The organism is Vibrio coralliilyticus (assembly GCF_024449095.1).
Taxonomy (GTDB): domain Bacteria; phylum Pseudomonadota; class Gammaproteobacteria; order Enterobacterales; family Vibrionaceae; genus Vibrio; species Vibrio coralliilyticus_A.
This window is the reverse complement of sequence record NZ_CP024628.1, coordinates 1,354,932-1,373,176: the sequence shown is the minus strand read 5'-3', so window position 1 is coordinate 1,373,176 and position 18,245 is coordinate 1,354,932. Positions and strand designations below refer to the sequence as shown.

The window sequence follows — 18,245 nt, the reverse complement described above, 5'->3', positions numbered from 1 at the left end:
AATACGCCTAAGGTTTAATGGCGTACTTCACAATATTAGTAATTATGAAAGCAGTTCCCGCAGAGTCAAAGGTGACTGAGTTAAACCAAGACTTTGCGCTGCAGTCATACCACTCTTATCTTGGTAGCACAAATTATGCCATGCTCGAAAAATGTCCAACATAGGCAGTAGCCCGCCTGGACGAAGCTTACGGCGTGGCTCATTGATGAAGCTTTCAAACAGAGTTTGGAATCGTTGTTGATAGAACTCAGTTTGTCGAATACTTGCTTTGCTAAGCCATTCTTTAGGCTCGTTATTCTTACCTGCTAGATAACAGATCCCTTTAGACGAGTTGGCGAAAGAGGTAATTGCCCAGCGGTCTCTCCACCATCCCATATGAACAATATCGATTTTGCCAACCAGATGCTGTTCATTCCAGTTAGCGTCTTCTTCTACATACAGAAGGTCGACATTTTGACGCTGGATACGTGGTAGACAGACGCTGAGCGCCGCAGAGCGTAAAACTGGGTCCTGAGGTAAATAGATAGAAACCTGACGCTCGCTGTTACATAGATCCAAAACGTGCAGGAAATGGGCGTAAGATGTATAAGGTGGACGAATGAGCGCCCCTTTTGATGGGTAGTTGAACACCGTCAGGTTACCCATTGGGTCCTCGACATTACCGCGGGCTAAAATGGTTTGATACTGCTGGTCGATACGTTCTCTGAGCATCGGTGAAGGCTGTGGCACAGGAATACTGGCCTCTGATGAGTGATCACGAGAGACAAATCGCGCGGTTTCTTGATAGGGGTCGTGGTCGATATCCCCTTGTGGCTCTTCATTGCTAGAGTAGTTGACGTGCTGGCAAAGAATATAGCCCGAGTTTGCTTCTCCAGTTGCGATCCATAAAACGCCGTTGTTGCTCTTAGGCTGCAGAGGCACATAGTAAGAGGCGAGCTCATACTTTTCGGCATGATTTACCCAACGAGCATCAAACATGGCGAGTTTGCGGCGGCATCGGCTAGCGATGTGATCGAGATGATCGTAAAACGTCTTCGGGTTGATCTCTAATTTACGGCAAATTTCACGTACGGAGTAGCCCATAAAGAGCAGACCGAGGAGGTTTTCCTGAAAAGCGAGTTTTTTGTTGGCACCCGACCATTTATCTACGAACGTCGATTGGCACAACTTGCAACGATAACGTTGACGGTCACCGCTGTAACCAAAGGCATGATACAGGTGTTTGTGAGTATGGACAGACAAGCCAAAGTTTTCGCAATCGGTATTGCGACACGCTGGAAGACCGTCACTGTGGAGTTGTCTTAAACGATGGAGTTCGTTTAACACTTCCTGATTGTTAAGTAAGGGGGGGAAAGCACCGCACTCCCGACAAACCATCGCAGGTCGCTTAGGGTTAGCATGTTGCACGACGTATCGATGTGCATCACTCAATCCAAAGTTGTCACACGCCAATGTTTTACAAAAGTTGAGTTGTAACCCGTCTGCTTCCTTAGGCAGTTTGCCAGTTGTCACTATCTCCCCCTCGGGATTATCTGGGCTGCCAGAGCCAAGGCGCTGGCAGCAAAAGAAAGGTCATTAGATGTTGATGGCTGTCTCAAGCGCAACTTTCATCATGTCATTGAAAGATTTTTGACGCTCTTCAGAGCTCAGCTTTTCACCACGGATGATGTGGTCAGACACTGTCAGGATAGTCAGTGCTTTGGCACCAAGATCCGCAGCGACACCGTAGATGCCCGCGGCTTCCATATCTACACCTAGAATGCCAAGCTTTTCCATCTTCTCAAAGATGTCTGCTTCCGGAGTGTAGAAAAGGTCTGCAGAGAATACGTTACCCACTTTTACAGGTACTTCTTGAGCGCGTGCTTGGTTTACCGCTTCCTCTAGAAGGCCGTAATCAGCAATTGCAGCGAAGTCATGATCATTAAAACGGATACGGTTCACTTTGGAATCTGTGGATGCACCCATACCAATGACAACGTCCATCAGGTTAACGTCGTCACGTACTGCACCACAGCTACCCACACGAATCACGTTTTTTACGCCATATTCAGCGATCAACTCGTGAACGTAGATACAAGCTGATGGGATACCCATACCGTGGCCCATTACAGAAACACGTTGACTTTTGTAAGTGCCTGTAAAGCCAAACATGCTACGAACATCACAAACTTGTTTTACATCTTCTAGGAAGGTTTCCGCGATGTATTTAGCGCGAAGAGGGTCACCTGGCATTAAAACTGTTTCAGCGAAATCACCTGGTTGAGCGTTAATGTGTGGGGTTGCCATAGTAGTTACTCCAAGTTTATTAGTAATTATGTGTTCTGATTACTAATTTTGTTGATTCTCAAAAAACTGTTGAAGCAATACTAGCTAGATATGATAAGGCTCCGTGAGAAGTGTGTCACAAAAGTTACCCATTTAACTATAGATATGAGTATCTATAACGTTTTTTGTTGAAAGGGTTAATGCAATCGATTTGGAAAAACGATTGCTTCAGAATTGAACCGAAAACGGATCAATTACGTAACACTTCGTTAAATTGTACATTTTTATTTCTTGTATAACTTTGGGATGTTGTGCTAAAACTTATACAAAAGATATTTTTGTACACATTAACAAGAATACTGGAGCATCATATGAGCAACGTAATCAAAGTCGGCATTAGTTCTTGCGTTTTAGGTGAAAAAGTTCGCTTCGACTCAGGACATAAGATCAGTAAGTTTGTTACTAAAGAACTTGCTCCCTTTTTCGAGTTTGTTCCTGTTTGCCCCGAGGTAGGGATGGGAATGCCTGTTCCGAGACCAACTATCCGATTGATCTCAGACCAGGAACGTATTGCTCTAGTAGAAACAAAAGATGCATCTATAGATCACACAGACAAAATGGTGGAATACTCCAAAAGTAAAGTGGCTGAATTAAGTCATACCGACCTATGTGGCTACATTGTCTGCGCCAAGTCACCGACTTGTGGTATGGAGCGAGTCAAGGTGTATAAGAAAGGTGGGGCCGAAAATATTGGTGTAGGCCTATACACACAAGAGTTAATGAAACAGATGCCGTGGCTTCCTGTGGAAGAAGATGGTCGCTTAAATGACCCTGTACTGAAGGAGAACTTCATTACTCGTATATACACGCTAAGAGATTTCTACGATTCAATGGAAGGGGAACCGACAGCAGGTAAAATTGTTGCATTTCACTCACGTTATAAACTGACTTTGATGGCGCACCACCCTCAATCTTACAAAGAGCTTGGCCGCTTAGTTGCGAACATCAAAGATTATGATATTGATACTTTCTACCAGAAATATCGTGTTGGTTTGATGAAGGCGGTCTCTCACCGAGCAAGTCGCAAGAATAACACCAATGTTTTGATGCACCTTCAGGGCTACTTCAAACGAGACCTCGCTAAAGAACAGAAAGCCGAGCTGTGCAATGTCATTGACCAATATCGTCAAGGCACGTTACCGCTCTTGGCTCCCATCACTTTAATTAAACATTACTTGGCTGCTTATCCGGATGCTTATTTATCCGAACAGAAATTTTTGCAGCCACACCCTCAGGAAATGCGCTTGAGATACGGATTATAAGATGAAGAGATACGCAATAAGAGAAATATCTGAGCTGACGGGCGTAAAACCAGTCACTCTGAGAGCTTGGCAACGCCGCTATAGTTTGATTGAGCCTGAAAGAACAGAAAAAGGTCACCGCCTCTATACTCAGAAACACATTGACCTAATCAATAAGATCCAAGGCTGGTTAGGCAAAGGAGTGTCGATTGGTAAGGTGAAAGCTTTGCTGGAATCAGGAGAGCAGGTTGAATCCGAAGTATCTGCTAGTGAGACTCAACTAGAGGATGTTGAGCCTGTTTTGGACGCTTTGGCAAACCTCAACAAAGGTAAGGCTGAAACCTTAATACATTCGGTACTTAAAGAGTATCCACTCCATGTTGTAGAAGCCCAGTTTATTCAACCAGTAGTGCAAGCCCTTGGACTTGTCAGGCAGAGTCTGCGTTCACTTCAGTTTGGTTTATTCCATACGCTGATGCTAACCAAACTCAACGCTATCATTGAAGCTGAAAACAAAGTGGCACGTTCAGGTAAAGCGCTGTTTATTTGCGCTCAAGGCAGTATGGATATTGGTTCTCGTCTGATGGCACTTTCACTGGTGGAGAAGGGATATAAAGTCACCTTGATCGACGACGTTGAAGATTTGTCTGGCTTGATCGATCACCCATGCCTAAATGAATTCTCAGCACTGGCTATATACAGTGCGCGTGCGGTGAGTGAGTCGCAATTGTCTGCCATTAAACAACTGGAAGACTCTGTTTCAGGTGAGTTGGTGCTTTCAGAATTGCTTCAGCGACTTAAGGGGTAAAGTCATGAATCTTGTGTGGCTAAGGCGTGATCTAAGAGTCGAAGATAACGCTGCATTGATCAACGCCGTTGAGACGGGTGAACCGGTTGTCTGTATTTATGTTGCCACGCCAAAAACATGGCAGGATCATGGTGTGGCACCTATTCAGGCCGACTTGATCTATCGCCGCTTACAGGCATTAAAGCAAGATCTCGAATCTTTGCGTATCCCACTGCTTTATCAGCAGGTTGAAACATATACGAAGAGCGCCCAATGTGTGGCTGAGGTTGCTACTTTACTGGGGGCTACCCGAGTCTATGTGAATAAAGAATATGAGGTTAATGAACAGCAACGTGATGCTAAGCTTGAATCTTGTTTGAGTCATGCCGGAATTCAACTTGAGTCCAGCGATGATAAGTGCCTATTTACTCCTGGTAGCGTGGTAAACAAACAAGGCAGTTACTTCAAAGTCTTCACACCATTTAAGAAGGCCTATCTTGCAAAACTTGATGCTTGCTCGTTTCACGTTCGTCAACCCAAGGCAGTCACTTCGAGTGAACTACCTGAACAATTAGGCTCTCTTTTGCTTAATGATGATGTTAAATTCAGTTACTCAAGAGAGCCGAGTGACCAATATGTTGTTGATACACAATCAATCATTCAAAAGCTGCGAGACTTTGATAGCCAAGCTATTGAAGGTTATGCACGTAATCGTGACTTTCCAGCAGTTTCAGGAACCAGTCAGCTTTCACCCTATCTAGCCATTGGTGCTTTGTCCATTCGTCAGTGTATGGCGCGTTTGATGTTTGGCCAGACTCCTCCTCTTAGCCAAGGTAGAGAAGTCTGGCAAAGTGAGTTGATATGGCGTGAGTTCTATCAACATCTGATCTACTTCGAACCGAAGTTAAGTAAAGGTAGATCTTTTGTGGACTGGGGGGAACGCTTGGTATGGCACAATAAACCACAGCAGGTTGAGGCCTGGAAGCTGGGGGAGACGGGGTTTCCGATCGTCGATGCTGCAATGAGGCAACTCAATCAGAGTGGGTGGATGCATAATCGGCTTAGAATGATAGTCGCGAGCTTTTTGACGAAAGATCTTCATGTGGATTGGCGAGTTGGGGAGCGCTACTTCATGAATAAGCTTGTCGATGGTGATTATGCGGCGAATAACGGTGGTTGGCAGTGGTGTGCTTCAACGGGCTGTGATGGACAGCCTTACTTTCGCATTTTCAACCCCATTACTCAGGGAGAACGTTTCGATCCAAACGGAGAGTTCGTTCGTCAGTGGATACCTGAATTGGCTCAGGTACCAGACAAACATATTCATCAACCTTGGAAATGGAGCGGTGTAAGAAGCTTGTCATATCCGCCGCCAATAGTTGATCACAAGGTGGAAAGAGAAGTAACCTTACGGCTCTACAAGGAAGCGAAGGACGCTTAGAATGTTGCGAACACTACTCTCTCTCTGTTGCTGCTTCAGTGCTTCACTATTTGCCGCAACCTATGAACTGCCTCCAGAGGGGAGTAATATGGTCGGACGGACGCAATATCACCAAGTTGAAAGTGGTGAAAACTTAGCTGATATTGCTAAGCAGTATGATGTCGGCTTTCTGACCCTAATGGCAGCGAATAAGGGGGTTGACCCTTTTCTTCCCGCTGAAGATTACGTGTTGACTATCCCAACCCAGATTATCCTTCCTCAGGTTCCAAGAGAAGGTATTGTCATTAATCTTGCTGAACTTCGTTTGTACTACTTCCAACCAGAGAAAAACTTGGTCCATATTTTTCCTGTAGGTATTGGTCGAGTTGGGCGTGATACTCCTGAAATGGTCACCAGCATCAGTCAAAAAAGACCGAACCCGACATGGACGCCGCCAGCTTCTATTCGTAAGGAGTATCTTGAAAAAGGGATAGAATTGCCGCCAGTTGTACCCGCTGGGCCTGATAATCCTCTTGGTGAATACGCAATGCGTCTTGCTTACGGTGTTGGAGATTATCTGATTCATGGTACCAACAAAGATTTTGGTATTGGCCTGCGTGTGAGCTCAGGATGTATTCGTATGGATCCTAAGGATATTGATTGGCTATTTCCAAAAGTGAAACTTGGCGAAAAAGTGCGGGTGATTAATGAGCCAGTAAAGATTGCACTCGAACCCGACCGGAGTGTGTTTCTTGAAGCGCATGAACCGCTAACGCGCAGCGATGGTAGCAAAAAAGATTTGACGATTCCTCAGGAGCTCAGATGGTGGTTAGAAGAGTTTGATTTGTCTGATGCGAAAGCAAGAGCCGCGATTCTGGCGCAAAACGGAGTACCGGTAGAGGTGGTGTCACCAAGTGATTCCTACATTCATCAATCGCTTTAAAACGAATAGAAAGGGCCTGCAATTGCAGGCCCTTTCTGATCGAAAATTGACAGAATTACTTAGTGTAAGACTGAGCAATGTTGTCGATACGCTCATTAGCTCGTGCCGCTTCTTCTTGAGCAGACATTGCAGCATCGCCAGATTTACGTACTTCTGACTGTAGAGCCTGTACATCTTGGCTTAGTTGGCTAACTTGATTGCTTAGCTCGTCAATTTTTGCTGAAGATGCTTCGTCTGGACCAGAAGCACAACCCGCTAGAAGAAGTACAGAAGACGCCGCAGCTGCGATCAACATTTTGTTCATAGAAGAACTCCTTGCATTTAAAGTATCAAAAAGACGCCCTATACATTTCTGCTCATATAGTGACGGTTCATAAAGTGTAGACTCAAATCTAGGCTTCAAAAAGCAGAAAAAAGTCAAAAAAACCCAAGAATTTAAGCAATTATCAAATTAGTTGATACATGTCTCACTGGTGAGAGGTATAAATGTCAATGTTCTAACTACAATGAGGGGTGCAAAGGGAGTGAAAACAGATAATTTTCTGTGATCTCTATCCAGTGCTAACCTTTCACGGTATCATAGCGCGTTTTTGAACACTTTCGCGTTTAAGCCGTAACCAAGAGCAAGGCTGAAACGCACATTTGAACTTGGAGAATACTTTGCACTTTAAAGATTTAGGCCTAGACAATCGCTTACTGAAAAACCTGAAGCATTTTGACTTCAAGAAGGCGACAGAAATACAGCAACAAGCCATTCCGGTGTCGATTGCTGGTAAAGATCTGTTGGCTTCTTCAAAAACCGGCTCAGGTAAAACATTGGCGTTTGTGCTACCAATGCTACACAAGTCTTTAAAGAACAAAGCTTTTTCTGCAAAAGATCCTCGTGGTGTGATTTTGGCTCCGACGCGTGAGTTAGCAAAGCAGGTATACGGTGAACTACGCTCTATGCTGGGTGGTTTGTCTTATGACGCGACTCTGATTGTCGGAGGAGAAAACTTCAACGATCAGGTGAAAGCGCTGCGTCGTTACCCGAAATTTATCGTTGCTACACCGGGACGTCTTGCGGATCACCTTGATCACCGTTCTCTTCATTTGGATGGTTTAGAGACACTTATCCTTGATGAAGCTGACCGTATGCTGGATCTTGGTTTCGCGCCTGAGTTGCGTCGTATCCACAACGCGGCTAAGCATCGTCGCCGTCAAACACTGATGTTCTCCGCAACGTTGGATCACGCTGAAGTGAATGAAATTGCGTTTGAAATGCTCGATGCCCCAAAACGCATTGCAATTGGTGTTTCGAACGAAGAGCATAAAGACATCACACAGAAGTTCTACTTATGTGACCATCTTGATCATAAAGAAGCGATTCTTGAGCGTATTCTAGAAGAAGCTGACTATAAGCAGTTGATCATCTTTACGGCAACTCGTGTTGACACCGAGCGTTTGACGGAAAAACTCAACGAGAAGAAGCTTAAAGCTATTGCATTGAGTGGTAACTTGAATCAGGCGCAGCGTAACACCATTATGAGTCAGTTCGAGCGTGCGGTGTTCAAGATTCTAGTAACAACGGACGTGGCTTCTCGTGGTCTGGATATTGCCAATGTGACACATGTGGTGAACTTCGATATGCCTAAGCACACTGAAGAATACGTTCACCGTGTTGGTCGAACAGGCCGTGCTGGTAATAAAGGTGATGCAGTCTCTTTGGTGGGCCCTAAAGACTGGGACAGCTTTAAACGGGTGGAGGCGTATCTGCAACAAGATCTCACTTTCTCTGAGCTGGAAGGCTTGAAAGGTAAATTTAAAGGCATTAAGCCACGTAAACCGGATTACCGTGGTAAGAAGAAAGTGGTCAAGAAAGCTAAACCACAGACGAAGAAAGCGACGAAGAAACCGGTTCAGCGAGATAAAGGTTTTTACCAGAATGTGGCTGTGGGTGATTCGGTCTTCATCCCGAAAAAGAAAGTCGCGCCAAAAGTTGATGATGAGTAACGTCATCAGATTGTCGCTTTAGTACCACAATCCCCAAGCCTAGGTTTGGGGATTTTTTTATCCATTTGACAGCCTATTTCCGGTAAAAAAGTGGCTGAATTAGTAGCATAAGATGGTTTTCTCTCCTGAAAATAAAATCAAGGATGGGATTTTGAAACCAGCAAGATTAGAAACTGAGACCAGAATATCCAGTGTTAATATTTTGCTTACTATGCATATTTTTCTCTGTTTAGAGTAAGTGGCGATCGGTTATCGATTGCACATGGTACTTCACCGTGAAGTGCTTCTACTTAACGACAGACAGAAGAAAATAAGATGGAACTTAAAAAAATAACAGTGACAGTGGCTAGTGTATTACTTAGTGCGAATGCCTATGCCATCAGCGCGCCCGTACCGCAGGTCGTCGAGCACAATGCAGAACACAATCACGAACATCATCATGGTGTAGAAGATCAACACCTAGAATACGCACCAACCAAACTCACGCCTAAAAGGCCTGAGCCGATAATCAGCAAACTGAATAGGGTAACGGCAGAAGAAGCGACAATACCTTGTGATGTAGAAGCGTTTGCTACATCGAACAGCACCAGTCTGATTAATACTATCACCACTCAAGGTGCCAACTGCGTCAATGAGTTGTTCTCTGCGGAAAGCCGTATTCAGGAGACGACATTTGAATCTGTCAATATGTTCAATGTAGCTAAACACACGACCACTTTAGCCAAGCACTACCAAGGTGGAGGAAGTGATGAGTTGGAAGCATTATTCCTTTACTTACGTGCAGGCTATTACGCAGAGTTTTACAACGATGAAGTCAGCTTTACCTCTTCGGTACGTCCTGCTGTCAAAGAGGCGGTAGATGCGTTTGTTGCCAACGGTCATTTTTACGAGAACAGCGATGCTCACGGTAAGGTGCTGGCTGAAGTGATTATTACCATGGACAGTGCCAGCCTTGAACATGAATACATTGGCGTGGTCACGCAATGGCTACATCGCTGGAACTCGGATTACGCTAAAAATTGGTATATGCGTAATGCGGTCAACAGTGTATTTACTGTGTTATTTGGAGGAACTTGGAATGATGAATACCAAGCTAAAATCGGTGAACAGACTGATCTAGTCAATGCATTGTCGAATTTTGCATTGAACCGAGATTCCATTGGTCGTGATGATGAGTTTATGACTGCGAACGCTGGCCGTGAACTTGGCCGGCTTACGCGTTATCAAAATACGACCATTGAGGAGATTGTCAAAGCCAAGGTGAAGCAGATCTTCGAACAGTATGAAATGTATGGCTTTGGCGATGCGGTATGGTTGGCAACGGCGGACACTGCTTCACATTACTCGGATTGTACCGATCTAGGTATATGTAACTTCAAAACAGAACTGAAGTCATTAGTGCTGTCACAAAGCTATACTTGTGGCCCGTCGGTTCGTATTTTGTCCCAGAATATGACTCAAGTTCAGCATCAGGCAGCTTGTGAAAAAATGGGCTATGAAGAAGGGTATTTCCATCAGCGTCTAGAAACGGGTAATCAGCCAGTTGAAGATGATCATAACACCCAGCTACAAGTCAATATTTTCGACAGTAGCGATGACTATGGTAAATATGCTGGTCCCATATTCGGGATTGATACTAATAATGGTGGTATGTATCTCGAGGGTGATCCAGCCAAGCCAGGAAATGTTCCTAACTTCATTGCTTATGAAGCTTCATACGCCAATCCAGATCATTTTGTCTGGAACCTAGAGCATGAGTATGTCCATTACTTGGATGGGCGATTTGATATGTATGGTGATTTTGGTCATCCAACTGAAAAGGTTGTGTGGTGGAGTGAAGGGGTAGCGGAGTATATCGCCAACGAAGACAACAATCAGAAAGCCATAGACACGATCAAAGACGGATCCACCTACACACTCAGTGAAATCTTTGAAACGACGTACGACGGCTTTGATGTTGACAGAATCTATCGCTGGGGATATCTAGCTGTCCGCTTTATGTTTGAGCGCCATATGGATGACGTAAACCAGATGCTGGTGGAAACGCGAAAAGGCAACTGGTCGCAATACAAAACCATTATCAGTGGTTGGTCTACGGCTTACCAAAGTGAGTTTGAACAATGGCAACAAGAGTTGGTTAATGGTGGCTCGGATCCACAGCCACCAACCGCAGTAATATCAGTCAAAAGTGAGGGACAAATAGGTGAAGCCATTTCATTCAGTAGCAAAGACAGCTCAGACTCCGACGGTGAAATCTCAAACTACTACTGGGAATTCGGTGACGGCTCGACCAGTACACAGGCCAATCCGACGCACCAATACAGCCGTGAGGGGAGTTATTCGGTCCGTTTAACCGTGACGGATAATGATGGGTTAAGCGCTAGTACTAATACGTCGATCAATATTCGTAGCCAAGGCGATAATGATTCACTGCCAACGGACTGCGCGGATCGTTCAAAAGTCAGTGGGGGACGATTGGTCGCGGGAGAACCTGTCTGTTTGGCTTCTCAATCACCTATCTGGCTTAGCATTGAAGGGGTGAATCAGTATCAATCCATGTCGATTACATCGGCGCATGGGATTGGCGATCTGAAGTTGGAGTACAGCAACTTCGGCTGGCCAAATGACGAAGGATCTAATCTTCATGGATGGTCTGATAATTCAGGCAATTCAGAATGTATCACCATTAATGGTCAGGCGAATTATTGGGGATACCTGAAAGTCTCAGGAGAGTTCAGCAATGCAGCTTTGGTGGTTGATTTCAATACAGCAGGTTGCCGTCAGTAAGTTGTGACTTCGAATAAAGCCCAGCAGTTGCTGCAACGTAGTTCACTTAAGAGGAGCTGCGTAGCGATTTACAGGGTATCGGGTCTTTGATATTTTTACCGCCCTAGGCCGATTTGGCTTAGGGCGTTTGTCTATAAAGAGGACAGATAAATCTCCTCGAAGGCTCTTTAAGCGTTTCGGCGTGTTACCTAAAGACACCGCTTTACTCATCATTTTGAGCTGGCTGGCTATAAACTGGCAAGCGTACTTAAAACTGATTTCATTAGGTAATCGTCCGTGCTCTACTGCGGCTTGACTTGCTTCTCGCCTTACCAAGTTATAACCAAGTAGTAGCCCCCAGAGCTCTTGGTAGACAAGTTCGACTGTTTTGCTTCTCAGTACTAAAGCGTTGTGTTGCATCGAACTCTTAATGTCACGATAACCTAGTTCGATCTCCCATCTTTCATGATAAAGCTCTGCCACAGATTGGGCGTCATACTGCTCTCTAGGAAGCGAGGTAAACACCGTTTTGGATTTACCTTGCACCTCATAACTGACGGCTCTGACTGTCCATTTCTCTGGAAGACTAGGGTTCTTTTTACGAGCCTGCGGTGAGACATTCATCTCCACCAGCATGTCACAGCTTTCTTTATCATCCAGTAGAGTATATTTGACTCCTTTCCTTGCAGGGAGAAGCCAGTGTCTATTTATTCCACTGTTTTGCAGAGAAAGGAGTAAATCTGCACCATAAAAACCTTTATCCAGTAACGTCACTGAGTTGTCTGGTAGAGCGTTGATGAAAGGCATCGCTAGAGGAATTTCACCTCGGCGATACGGGCTTATCGCCGCATCAACGATGACATGAGAGCGAACATTCATCATAGTCACAACTCTCAATACTGGATGAGGTGTTTGTCTGTTGCTAGACGTATTTCCAGAGCCAAAATGTTCCCTCAATTCTGGTGTGTCAGCCGTTCTAAAAAGAGCGCCATCGACAGCAAAAACTTGTAAGCCTTGCCATGTATCATCAGGGTATCGCTCAAGTCCCCACGTTTTCCCACATTGCTTAAACAGCCATTCGGGTGCTGCTTTGCCTAAGCGTTGTCTTGCTTGGGTTAAGGCGCTCTTTGCCAATAGCTCTTCATCAGCCAAACCGTCAGCACAGACGTTCATTCTTCGAGCGACTTCGGCAATGGGTTCATTGCGGAAAAAAGCCATACCCACAATCAGCCACAACACCATATCGCTCGGTAATCGGCGTCGACGGATAGTCGCTTTATCGGACAGTGAGGCTGCTTTAGCTACCCACGCATCGGGAATGTGTTCAGAAAAGGTGGTGAGTTGGGCAACATCAACAGGGTTTTCTTCAAGGAAGTCGGCAAAGAAGTTTTGAATAGACATAAAAAATCGGAGACCTATAAACAGATTTCCGATTGTCTCTCATCAGAAGGATCGGTCAACCGATCCTTATCTGATCTACATTGCAGCAGTTGCTGGGCTTTTTCGTAGCGACTTCTCGCTGATTAAATCCAGTCTTGCCCTATTAGGTCAAATGTTAAATTCCCAACATTAAATTGAACAAAAAAATAGACTTGTCGTCACAGTTTTTCATTAACCTGTGTGATTTTTTTCTTGTCATATATTTATAACAAATATGCAACTTGTTTGTTTTAAGTTCTAGCCTTCAAATAAAAACTAAGGAACAAAACATGAATCTTAAGCAGTGGAATATCTTGTTAGCGTCTCTGATTGCGCTTCCCGCTTTAGCGGACACAGATGTATATTTGACCAACAATTCGGACCAGTCTCTGACTATTCAAGTGAACCATGATGGCACCGATTTACTTGAATATGGGGAAGAATGGAAACAACACACAGAAACGCTTGGGCCATGGGAGACCAAACAAGTACTAAGCTTTAATCGTTGGGAAGGGGTGAAATCGGGCAAGACATACCAATTCAACACTGTCGTTTCCAACCCTGTGGGTGAAAGTGTCGTACTAAACCAAGTGATGGAAGGGCATTGGTATAACTCAACCATTGAATATGGAGTCTCTTCCTCTGATGTTGAACTGGCTCTAAAAGATGACCGCAATGTACACCGCTTTAATACGGCCGCATTTGGTGAGCGACAAGCGGAGTTGGCGTTTAAGTCTGCGAATACCGCTCGTTATGATGACCTTTACTACACCATCACTCCTGCCAAAGTCGATGAAGCGGTTGATCCAGATGAAAACACACTCAAGTTAATGACTTACAACATCTGGGCACTGCCTGTGATTGCTTCACATATTGGTGATCGCTACGCCTTGCTCCCTGAATATGTCAAAGGTTACGACGTATTGGCACTCCAGGAAGTCTTTGCTAGTGGCCGAGAAGAGTTTCTGCGTGAATTGGCGAAAGAGTATCCTTATCAGACTAGAATGCTGGATAAAGATGGCTTCAACATTCACGACGGCGGTGTCACTATCGTCAGTCGTTACCCAATAGTGAATCAGGCTCAGTATGTGTTCCCAGATTGTACCGGCACAGATTGTTTCGCAGACAAAGGGGTTAACTACGCAGAAGTCATTAAAGGTGGTAAGGCTTACCATGTTTTTGCTACGCATACAGCGTCATTCGATACAGATACTGCTCGTGACTACCGCCAGCGCCAGTTTAAACAGATTCGTGAGTTAGCAACATCACTTAACATTCCGCCCAATGAAACGGTTGTCTATAGCGGAGACTTCAATGTGAATAAGCGCAAGTTCCCAGGTGACTATCAGCAAATGATTGCGAATCTCAGCGCAATTGAACCACAATATTCTGGCTATACGGAATCGACTTTCGATCCGCGTATTAATGATTTTGCAGGCGAAGCCATGTCTGGTGGCGAGAATGTTGAATATCTTGATTATGTCATGGTAAGTGATGAGTACGCGGTGAAATCATTCAACGACAACCGTGTTGACGTTCCGCGCAGCACTGATGAGCGTTTGTGGAAGCATTACAATCTATCCGATCATTTCCCTGTGACAGCGGTGATTAAGTAATGGTTTATCGTTACCTACTCTTGGTGCTCGCCGTTGTGGCGGGCATCTTTCTCTGGCCAGAGGATGAGGTAGTCAATTCTGGGGTTGGGGTGGGAAAGGCGCATTCCGAGCAATCTATCGCTACTAACCAGAGTCGTTCCAGAACAGTGGTCGTGGGTGGAAGCCAGTTCGAAAAGACGGTTAGCACCCCTCAAGGCAAAGTGTTGAACCCTCTTACTCAAAGCTCGGGAAAAGAGTTGATTGAAGCATTGGAATCCTTTTGGCGGCATTGCCAACAGCGTAATGATTGTGATCAGGCACTGAGCCTGCTCAAAGCTGAGCTATCAGATGCTAGATACCTTATCCTTGCTCATTACCCTCAATTGAAAGCCCAGTGGCAAGAGGTAATGGGAGAGCTGGAGCTCAGTCAATACCAGTCGTTAGCTGATCGAATTGCAGAAATGAAGCGGCAGGCATTGTTAATTTGGGGCGAGCTTGCAAGTGTTATGTTTGCTGAAGAATATGCGCTCTATGACTTTAGTTTGGCATCCCAGGCCTTAGCGACTGATAACGCTGAGAGTTATGTTGAAAGCTATGAAGCATTGCTGAATCAATGGCAACATAATGAAGAGTCGCTGTCTTTAGATAGCGGTGCTGCACGTTATGAAAAAGGCGTGAGTCTAATACCAAGCACTTTTACGCAGCAGCAAAAGGATCAAGCAAAAGCACAGCTCGCCACCAAATACCTCAATGCTGAACAGTCGGCATCCATTGTTCAACGAGAGCAGCAAGTCGCGAGTCAGGAGGCACAAGTCGCAAGCTATCAAAGCCAGCTATCTGATCTCAAAGAGTCACTCGACCAGCAACGTTCAACGGCGGGGTCAGCAATGTCTGATCTTGAATGGCAGCAGTACGTTGAGCAGCAGATTAGCGATTTTCGTATTAACTTTTTTAACTATAACTAGTTGTTAAATAAGTGTTTTATTTAATCGTTTGCGAAGATTTAATCTAAGGCATTATCGGAACCAGCCTCTAAATTGCTTATCAATCGGTCTTATGTGATTTATAGATAGTTGATATAACGCAGCTCCTAATCATTACAATAAGTGTGGTGTTGCGTATGAAGCATAATCAACGTTTGTTTATTCCCAAGAAAATTGCCAGCGCTTTATTATTAGCTGGCATCAGTTTCAATGCCTTATCTGCCCCGGAGTGTGAGTATGAGTTACTTTCGCGCTCTTCTGACTGGGTGACACAAATCAAACTCGCCGAGTCGACGTGTTATCACTCATGGTTCAATGCGCCTGAAGAAGCAGCGACGGGCATCTACAGCGAAACGTCAATCAGACAAGTACAGCGTGAGTTGCTTAAAGAAGTGACGCAGTATGATGGGGATGAGCAGCAGGCTAAGCGAATTGCCAACCTTAGCGAATTTATTAAAGCCGCGTACTTTGCGCGTTACTCAACCCAATCAAGCTATGGCTATTATTCTGAAGAGTTGAGTCGTGATTTGGCTCAAATCTCAGCTCAATTCCTAAGCAGACAATATGCTCAAGCAATTGGCCGAGAGCAAGTACGTGCGATGTCTGCGATAAGCTTAATGGTCGATAGTGTTAAACAACTGCCAGTTGCTATGCCCGCCATGCTTGATCTGCTCGAAAGCTTCAACCGCCAAAATAGCCAACAGCTGCAGTATGTGGATGGATTAAATAATTTGTTCAGAGCGATGAGTGGTCACGTAGCGCGAGACTATTTTTATGCGGATCTCGCAGCTCACCCTGACTATTTGGTGAGGTTAGAGCGGTTTGTTGATCAGAATCGCTGGGCACTGGGTACGGACGCTGAGTTTCTTATCTACAATGCGGTACGTGAATCTGGTCGTTTATTAGCGAGTCGTGATGACAAGCTTCGTAACCAGGTGATGGCGTTTATGAAACGTACGCTGGAGCGTAATGCGCTCGGCAGCGCAGGCGAGCGTTTATGGATTGCGGCGGCGGAAATGATCTTATTTTACGCGCCAGAAGAAGGCAAAAAATTACAGCTTGAACAAAGTAAGCAGCAGCTTGAACTCAGCGTGCTACCCCACCGTTATGAATGTCAGGGCGCTGCGATCATTCGTTCGCAAAACTTATCAGAGCAACAATCTGAACAGGCGTGTGATGTTCTGTCAGCAGTTGAAGCTGACTTTCATCAGGTGGTGAACTCTGGTTGGGTTCCAGTCAATGATGATCATAATGACAAGGTAGAAGTCGTGGTCTGGAAGGACAACGATGCTTACGTCACCTACTCTAATTTTCTGTTCGGTAACAGCACAGATAATGGAGGGCAATATCTAGAGGGTGATCCATCCAAACCTGAAAATGTGGCTCGCTTTTTAGCTTACCGCTACGACTCCGGTGATGAACTTGCCATCCTAAACCTTGAGCATGAGTACGTTCACTATTTAGATGGCCGTTTTAACCTCTATGGTGATTTTAATGACACTTTAAGCCGTGGTCATATGGTCTGGTGGCTAGAAGGATTTGCGGAGTATATGCATTACCGTAAAGGTTACCAAGCCGCAGTAGATTTGATTGAACATCAGCCACTGTCTTTCAGCGAAGTCATTGAAACCACGTATGAAGATGACGTAAACCGCATCTATCGCTGGGGTTATCTCGGGGTGAGGTTTATGCTAGAAGAGTACCCTGAGCGCATGGCACGCTTATTAGAGGCTGCGCGAGAAGGCGACTATACGACTTGGAGTGAACAAGCGAAGCGTTTGGGTGTTGAGTTCAATGGCGAGTTTGAATTGTGGCTAGAAGCAGTCTCATCTGCCGATTCTGACTCGCACAACGATGACGGTGAGAAAGAACAATCGCCACAAGGCTCAGAAATAGCGAGTTTTGCCGCCAATTATTCGCAGATCTTTAGCGCTAACGCCTACGATGAGCATCTGTTTTACATCGATATCCCTGCAGAAGTGACAGAATTCTCCGTTTCGATTGAAGGTGATGGTGACGCAGATCTATACGCTAGCTACCAAAGTGTGGCGCACTACTATGAGTATCAGCTATCTGACTTTCAGCGCGGAAGCGACGAGCTAATTGAGATCAAACCGCAGCCAAACGGGTTCATTACTCCGGGCCGTTACTATTTCAGCTTAACCGCTCGCGAATCATTTGAATCCGTTAAGGTGACAAGTAAAACGGTGTCTCGCTCTCCTTCTGCTGAACAAGATGATTTGACGCCAAAACTAATGTCGGTGAATGAGCCTTTACAAATCAAGGTAAATAAAACGCGATATGTAGGCATGTATGTTGAGAGACCAGCTACAGTGAGGCTTTGGGTAAACCCTGTAGATGAAAGTCAGAGCAACGTGGATGTATTCGTTGGCAAACGTACTTGGGCGACAAGAGACAACTTTGATAAAGCGAGTCAGCAGAGTAGGAGCCGTGAGTTTGTCGAGTTTGAGGTGGCTCAAGCGGGCTATGTCCACTTTACGTTGAGTGCTGATCAACAAGGAGGAGAGGTGGAGTTGTACGCCACTTATTAGTTTGAGAGTACAAAAGAGCACCTAAGGTGCTCTTTTAGTTAATAATATTGTAAATTGCTTATTGATTGGATTATCTATTCGGATATTCTAATTTAGATAAGATTAAATATCATACAATTTGGTTAAAAAGTGATCTTGAGCTGGAAAATAAAACAAAATGCAATCGTTTTACTTCCACTTATTGATATTGATGATAGGTTTTTATGGGTAGGGCAAATGCTC

13 protein-coding genes are annotated in these 18,245 nt (G+C 44.9%); 9 read left to right on the top strand and 4 right to left on the bottom strand.

The genetic code is table 11. The annotated features are described in order from the left end of the window. Positions 1-42: 42 nt before the first annotated feature. Positions 43-1,512, bottom strand: coding sequence for a lactate dehydrogenase (locus tag CTT30_RS21595; RefSeq protein ID WP_239864678.1), 1,470 nt, complete (start codon positions 1,510-1,512; stop codon positions 43-45). A gap of 63 nt (positions 1,513-1,575) precedes the next feature. Then, entirely contained in the window at positions 1,576-2,286 is a 711-nt protein-coding gene (gene deoD, locus CTT30_RS21590; RefSeq protein WP_252036961.1) for a purine-nucleoside phosphorylase, read from the bottom strand. A gap of 350 nt (positions 2,287-2,636) precedes the next feature. On the opposite strand from deoD, the gene CTT30_RS21585 reads away from it, so the two are divergent. From CTT30_RS21585 to CTT30_RS21570, 4 genes are read left to right on the top strand one after another with little or no spacing between them, the layout of a single operon-like run. Beyond that, positions 2,637-3,587: a YbgA family protein gene (locus CTT30_RS21585; RefSeq protein WP_239864677.1), complete on the top strand. Its 951-nt coding sequence runs from the start codon at positions 2,637-2,639 to the stop codon at positions 3,585-3,587. A gap of 1 nt (position 3,588) precedes the next feature. After that, entirely contained in the window at positions 3,589-4,374 is a 786-nt protein-coding gene (locus tag CTT30_RS21580; RefSeq protein WP_252036960.1) for a MerR family transcriptional regulator, read from the top strand. A gap of 4 nt (positions 4,375-4,378) precedes the next feature. Continuing rightward, the gene (gene phrB, locus CTT30_RS21575) at positions 4,379-5,794 is read left to right on the top strand and encodes a deoxyribodipyrimidine photo-lyase (RefSeq protein WP_252036959.1); all 1,416 of its coding nucleotides are present in this window, start codon (positions 4,379-4,381) and stop codon (positions 5,792-5,794) included. A 1-nt stretch (position 5,795) separates the two neighbouring features. Next, positions 5,796-6,716: a L,D-transpeptidase family protein gene (locus tag CTT30_RS21570; protein ID WP_239864674.1), complete on the top strand. Its 921-nt coding sequence runs from the start codon at positions 5,796-5,798 to the stop codon at positions 6,714-6,716. Between the two features lie 55 nt (positions 6,717-6,771). Here CTT30_RS21570 and CTT30_RS21565 read toward each other — a convergent pair whose 3' ends face one another. Beyond that, positions 6,772-7,020 carry an Lpp/OprI family alanine-zipper lipoprotein gene (locus CTT30_RS21565; protein WP_239835573.1) on the bottom strand — a complete coding sequence of 83 codons (249 nt, stop codon included), beginning with the start codon at positions 7,018-7,020 and terminating at the stop codon, positions 6,772-6,774. 344 nt (positions 7,021-7,364) lie between these two features. On the opposite strand from CTT30_RS21565, the gene CTT30_RS21560 reads away from it, so the two are divergent. Next, a complete protein-coding gene (locus tag CTT30_RS21560; protein ID WP_252037636.1) occupies positions 7,365-8,708 on the top strand; it encodes a DEAD/DEAH box helicase in 1,344 nt (447 codons plus the stop codon). Positions 8,709-9,023: 315 nt separating this feature from the next. Then, positions 9,024-11,495, top strand: a complete 2,472-nt coding sequence (locus tag CTT30_RS21555; protein WP_252036958.1) for a collagenase — start codon at positions 9,024-9,026, stop codon at positions 11,493-11,495. A gap of 42 nt (positions 11,496-11,537) precedes the next feature. Here the strand turns inward: CTT30_RS21555 and CTT30_RS21550 are convergent, their stop codons facing one another. Further along, on the bottom strand, positions 11,538-12,875 hold the full coding sequence (locus CTT30_RS21550) for an IS4 family transposase (RefSeq protein ID WP_252036957.1): 1,338 nt from the start codon (positions 12,873-12,875) through the stop codon (positions 11,538-11,540). A gap of 308 nt (positions 12,876-13,183) precedes the next feature. Between CTT30_RS21550 and CTT30_RS21545 the strand changes: the two genes are divergently transcribed. The 3 genes from CTT30_RS21545 (at position 13,184) to CTT30_RS21535 (ending at position 18,023) form a co-directional block, all read left to right on the top strand. Next, positions 13,184-14,509, top strand: coding sequence for a sphingomyelin phosphodiesterase (locus tag CTT30_RS21545; protein ID WP_252036956.1), 1,326 nt, complete (start codon positions 13,184-13,186; stop codon positions 14,507-14,509). After that, a complete protein-coding gene (locus CTT30_RS21540; protein ID WP_252036955.1) occupies positions 14,509-15,453 on the top strand; it encodes a chromosome segregation ATPase in 945 nt (314 codons plus the stop codon). The genes CTT30_RS21545 and CTT30_RS21540 overlap by 1 nt, the downstream gene beginning before the upstream one ends. 155 nt (positions 15,454-15,608) lie before the next feature. Further along, the gene (locus tag CTT30_RS21535; protein WP_252036954.1) at positions 15,609-18,023 is read left to right on the top strand and encodes a M9 family metallopeptidase; all 2,415 of its coding nucleotides are present in this window, start codon (positions 15,609-15,611) and stop codon (positions 18,021-18,023) included. The last annotated feature ends 222 nt before the right edge of the window (positions 18,024-18,245 follow it).

Coding starts and splice junctions, on each gene's coding strand:
- deoD (WP_252036961.1), bottom strand. CDS start 2,286: ATGGCAACCCCACACATTAACGCTCAACCAGGTGATTTCGCTGAAACA.
- CTT30_RS21585 (WP_239864677.1), top strand. CDS start 2,637: ATGAGCAACGTAATCAAAGTCGGCATTAGTTCTTGCGTTTTAGGTGAA.
- CTT30_RS21580 (WP_252036960.1), top strand. CDS start 3,589: ATGAAGAGATACGCAATAAGAGAAATATCTGAGCTGACGGGCGTAAAA.
- phrB (WP_252036959.1), top strand. CDS start 4,379: ATGAATCTTGTGTGGCTAAGGCGTGATCTAAGAGTCGAAGATAACGCT.
- CTT30_RS21570 (WP_239864674.1), top strand. CDS start 5,796: ATGTTGCGAACACTACTCTCTCTCTGTTGCTGCTTCAGTGCTTCACTA.
- CTT30_RS21565 (WP_239835573.1), bottom strand. CDS start 7,020: ATGAACAAAATGTTGATCGCAGCTGCGGCGTCTTCTGTACTTCTTCTA.
- CTT30_RS21555 (WP_252036958.1), top strand. CDS start 9,024: ATGGAACTTAAAAAAATAACAGTGACAGTGGCTAGTGTATTACTTAGT.
- CTT30_RS21550 (WP_252036957.1), bottom strand. CDS start 12,875: ATGTCTATTCAAAACTTCTTTGCCGACTTCCTTGAAGAAAACCCTGTT.
- CTT30_RS21545 (WP_252036956.1), top strand. CDS start 13,184: ATGAATCTTAAGCAGTGGAATATCTTGTTAGCGTCTCTGATTGCGCTT.
- CTT30_RS21540 (WP_252036955.1), top strand. CDS start 14,509: ATGGTTTATCGTTACCTACTCTTGGTGCTCGCCGTTGTGGCGGGCATC.
- CTT30_RS21535 (WP_252036954.1), top strand. CDS start 15,609: ATGAAGCATAATCAACGTTTGTTTATTCCCAAGAAAATTGCCAGCGCT.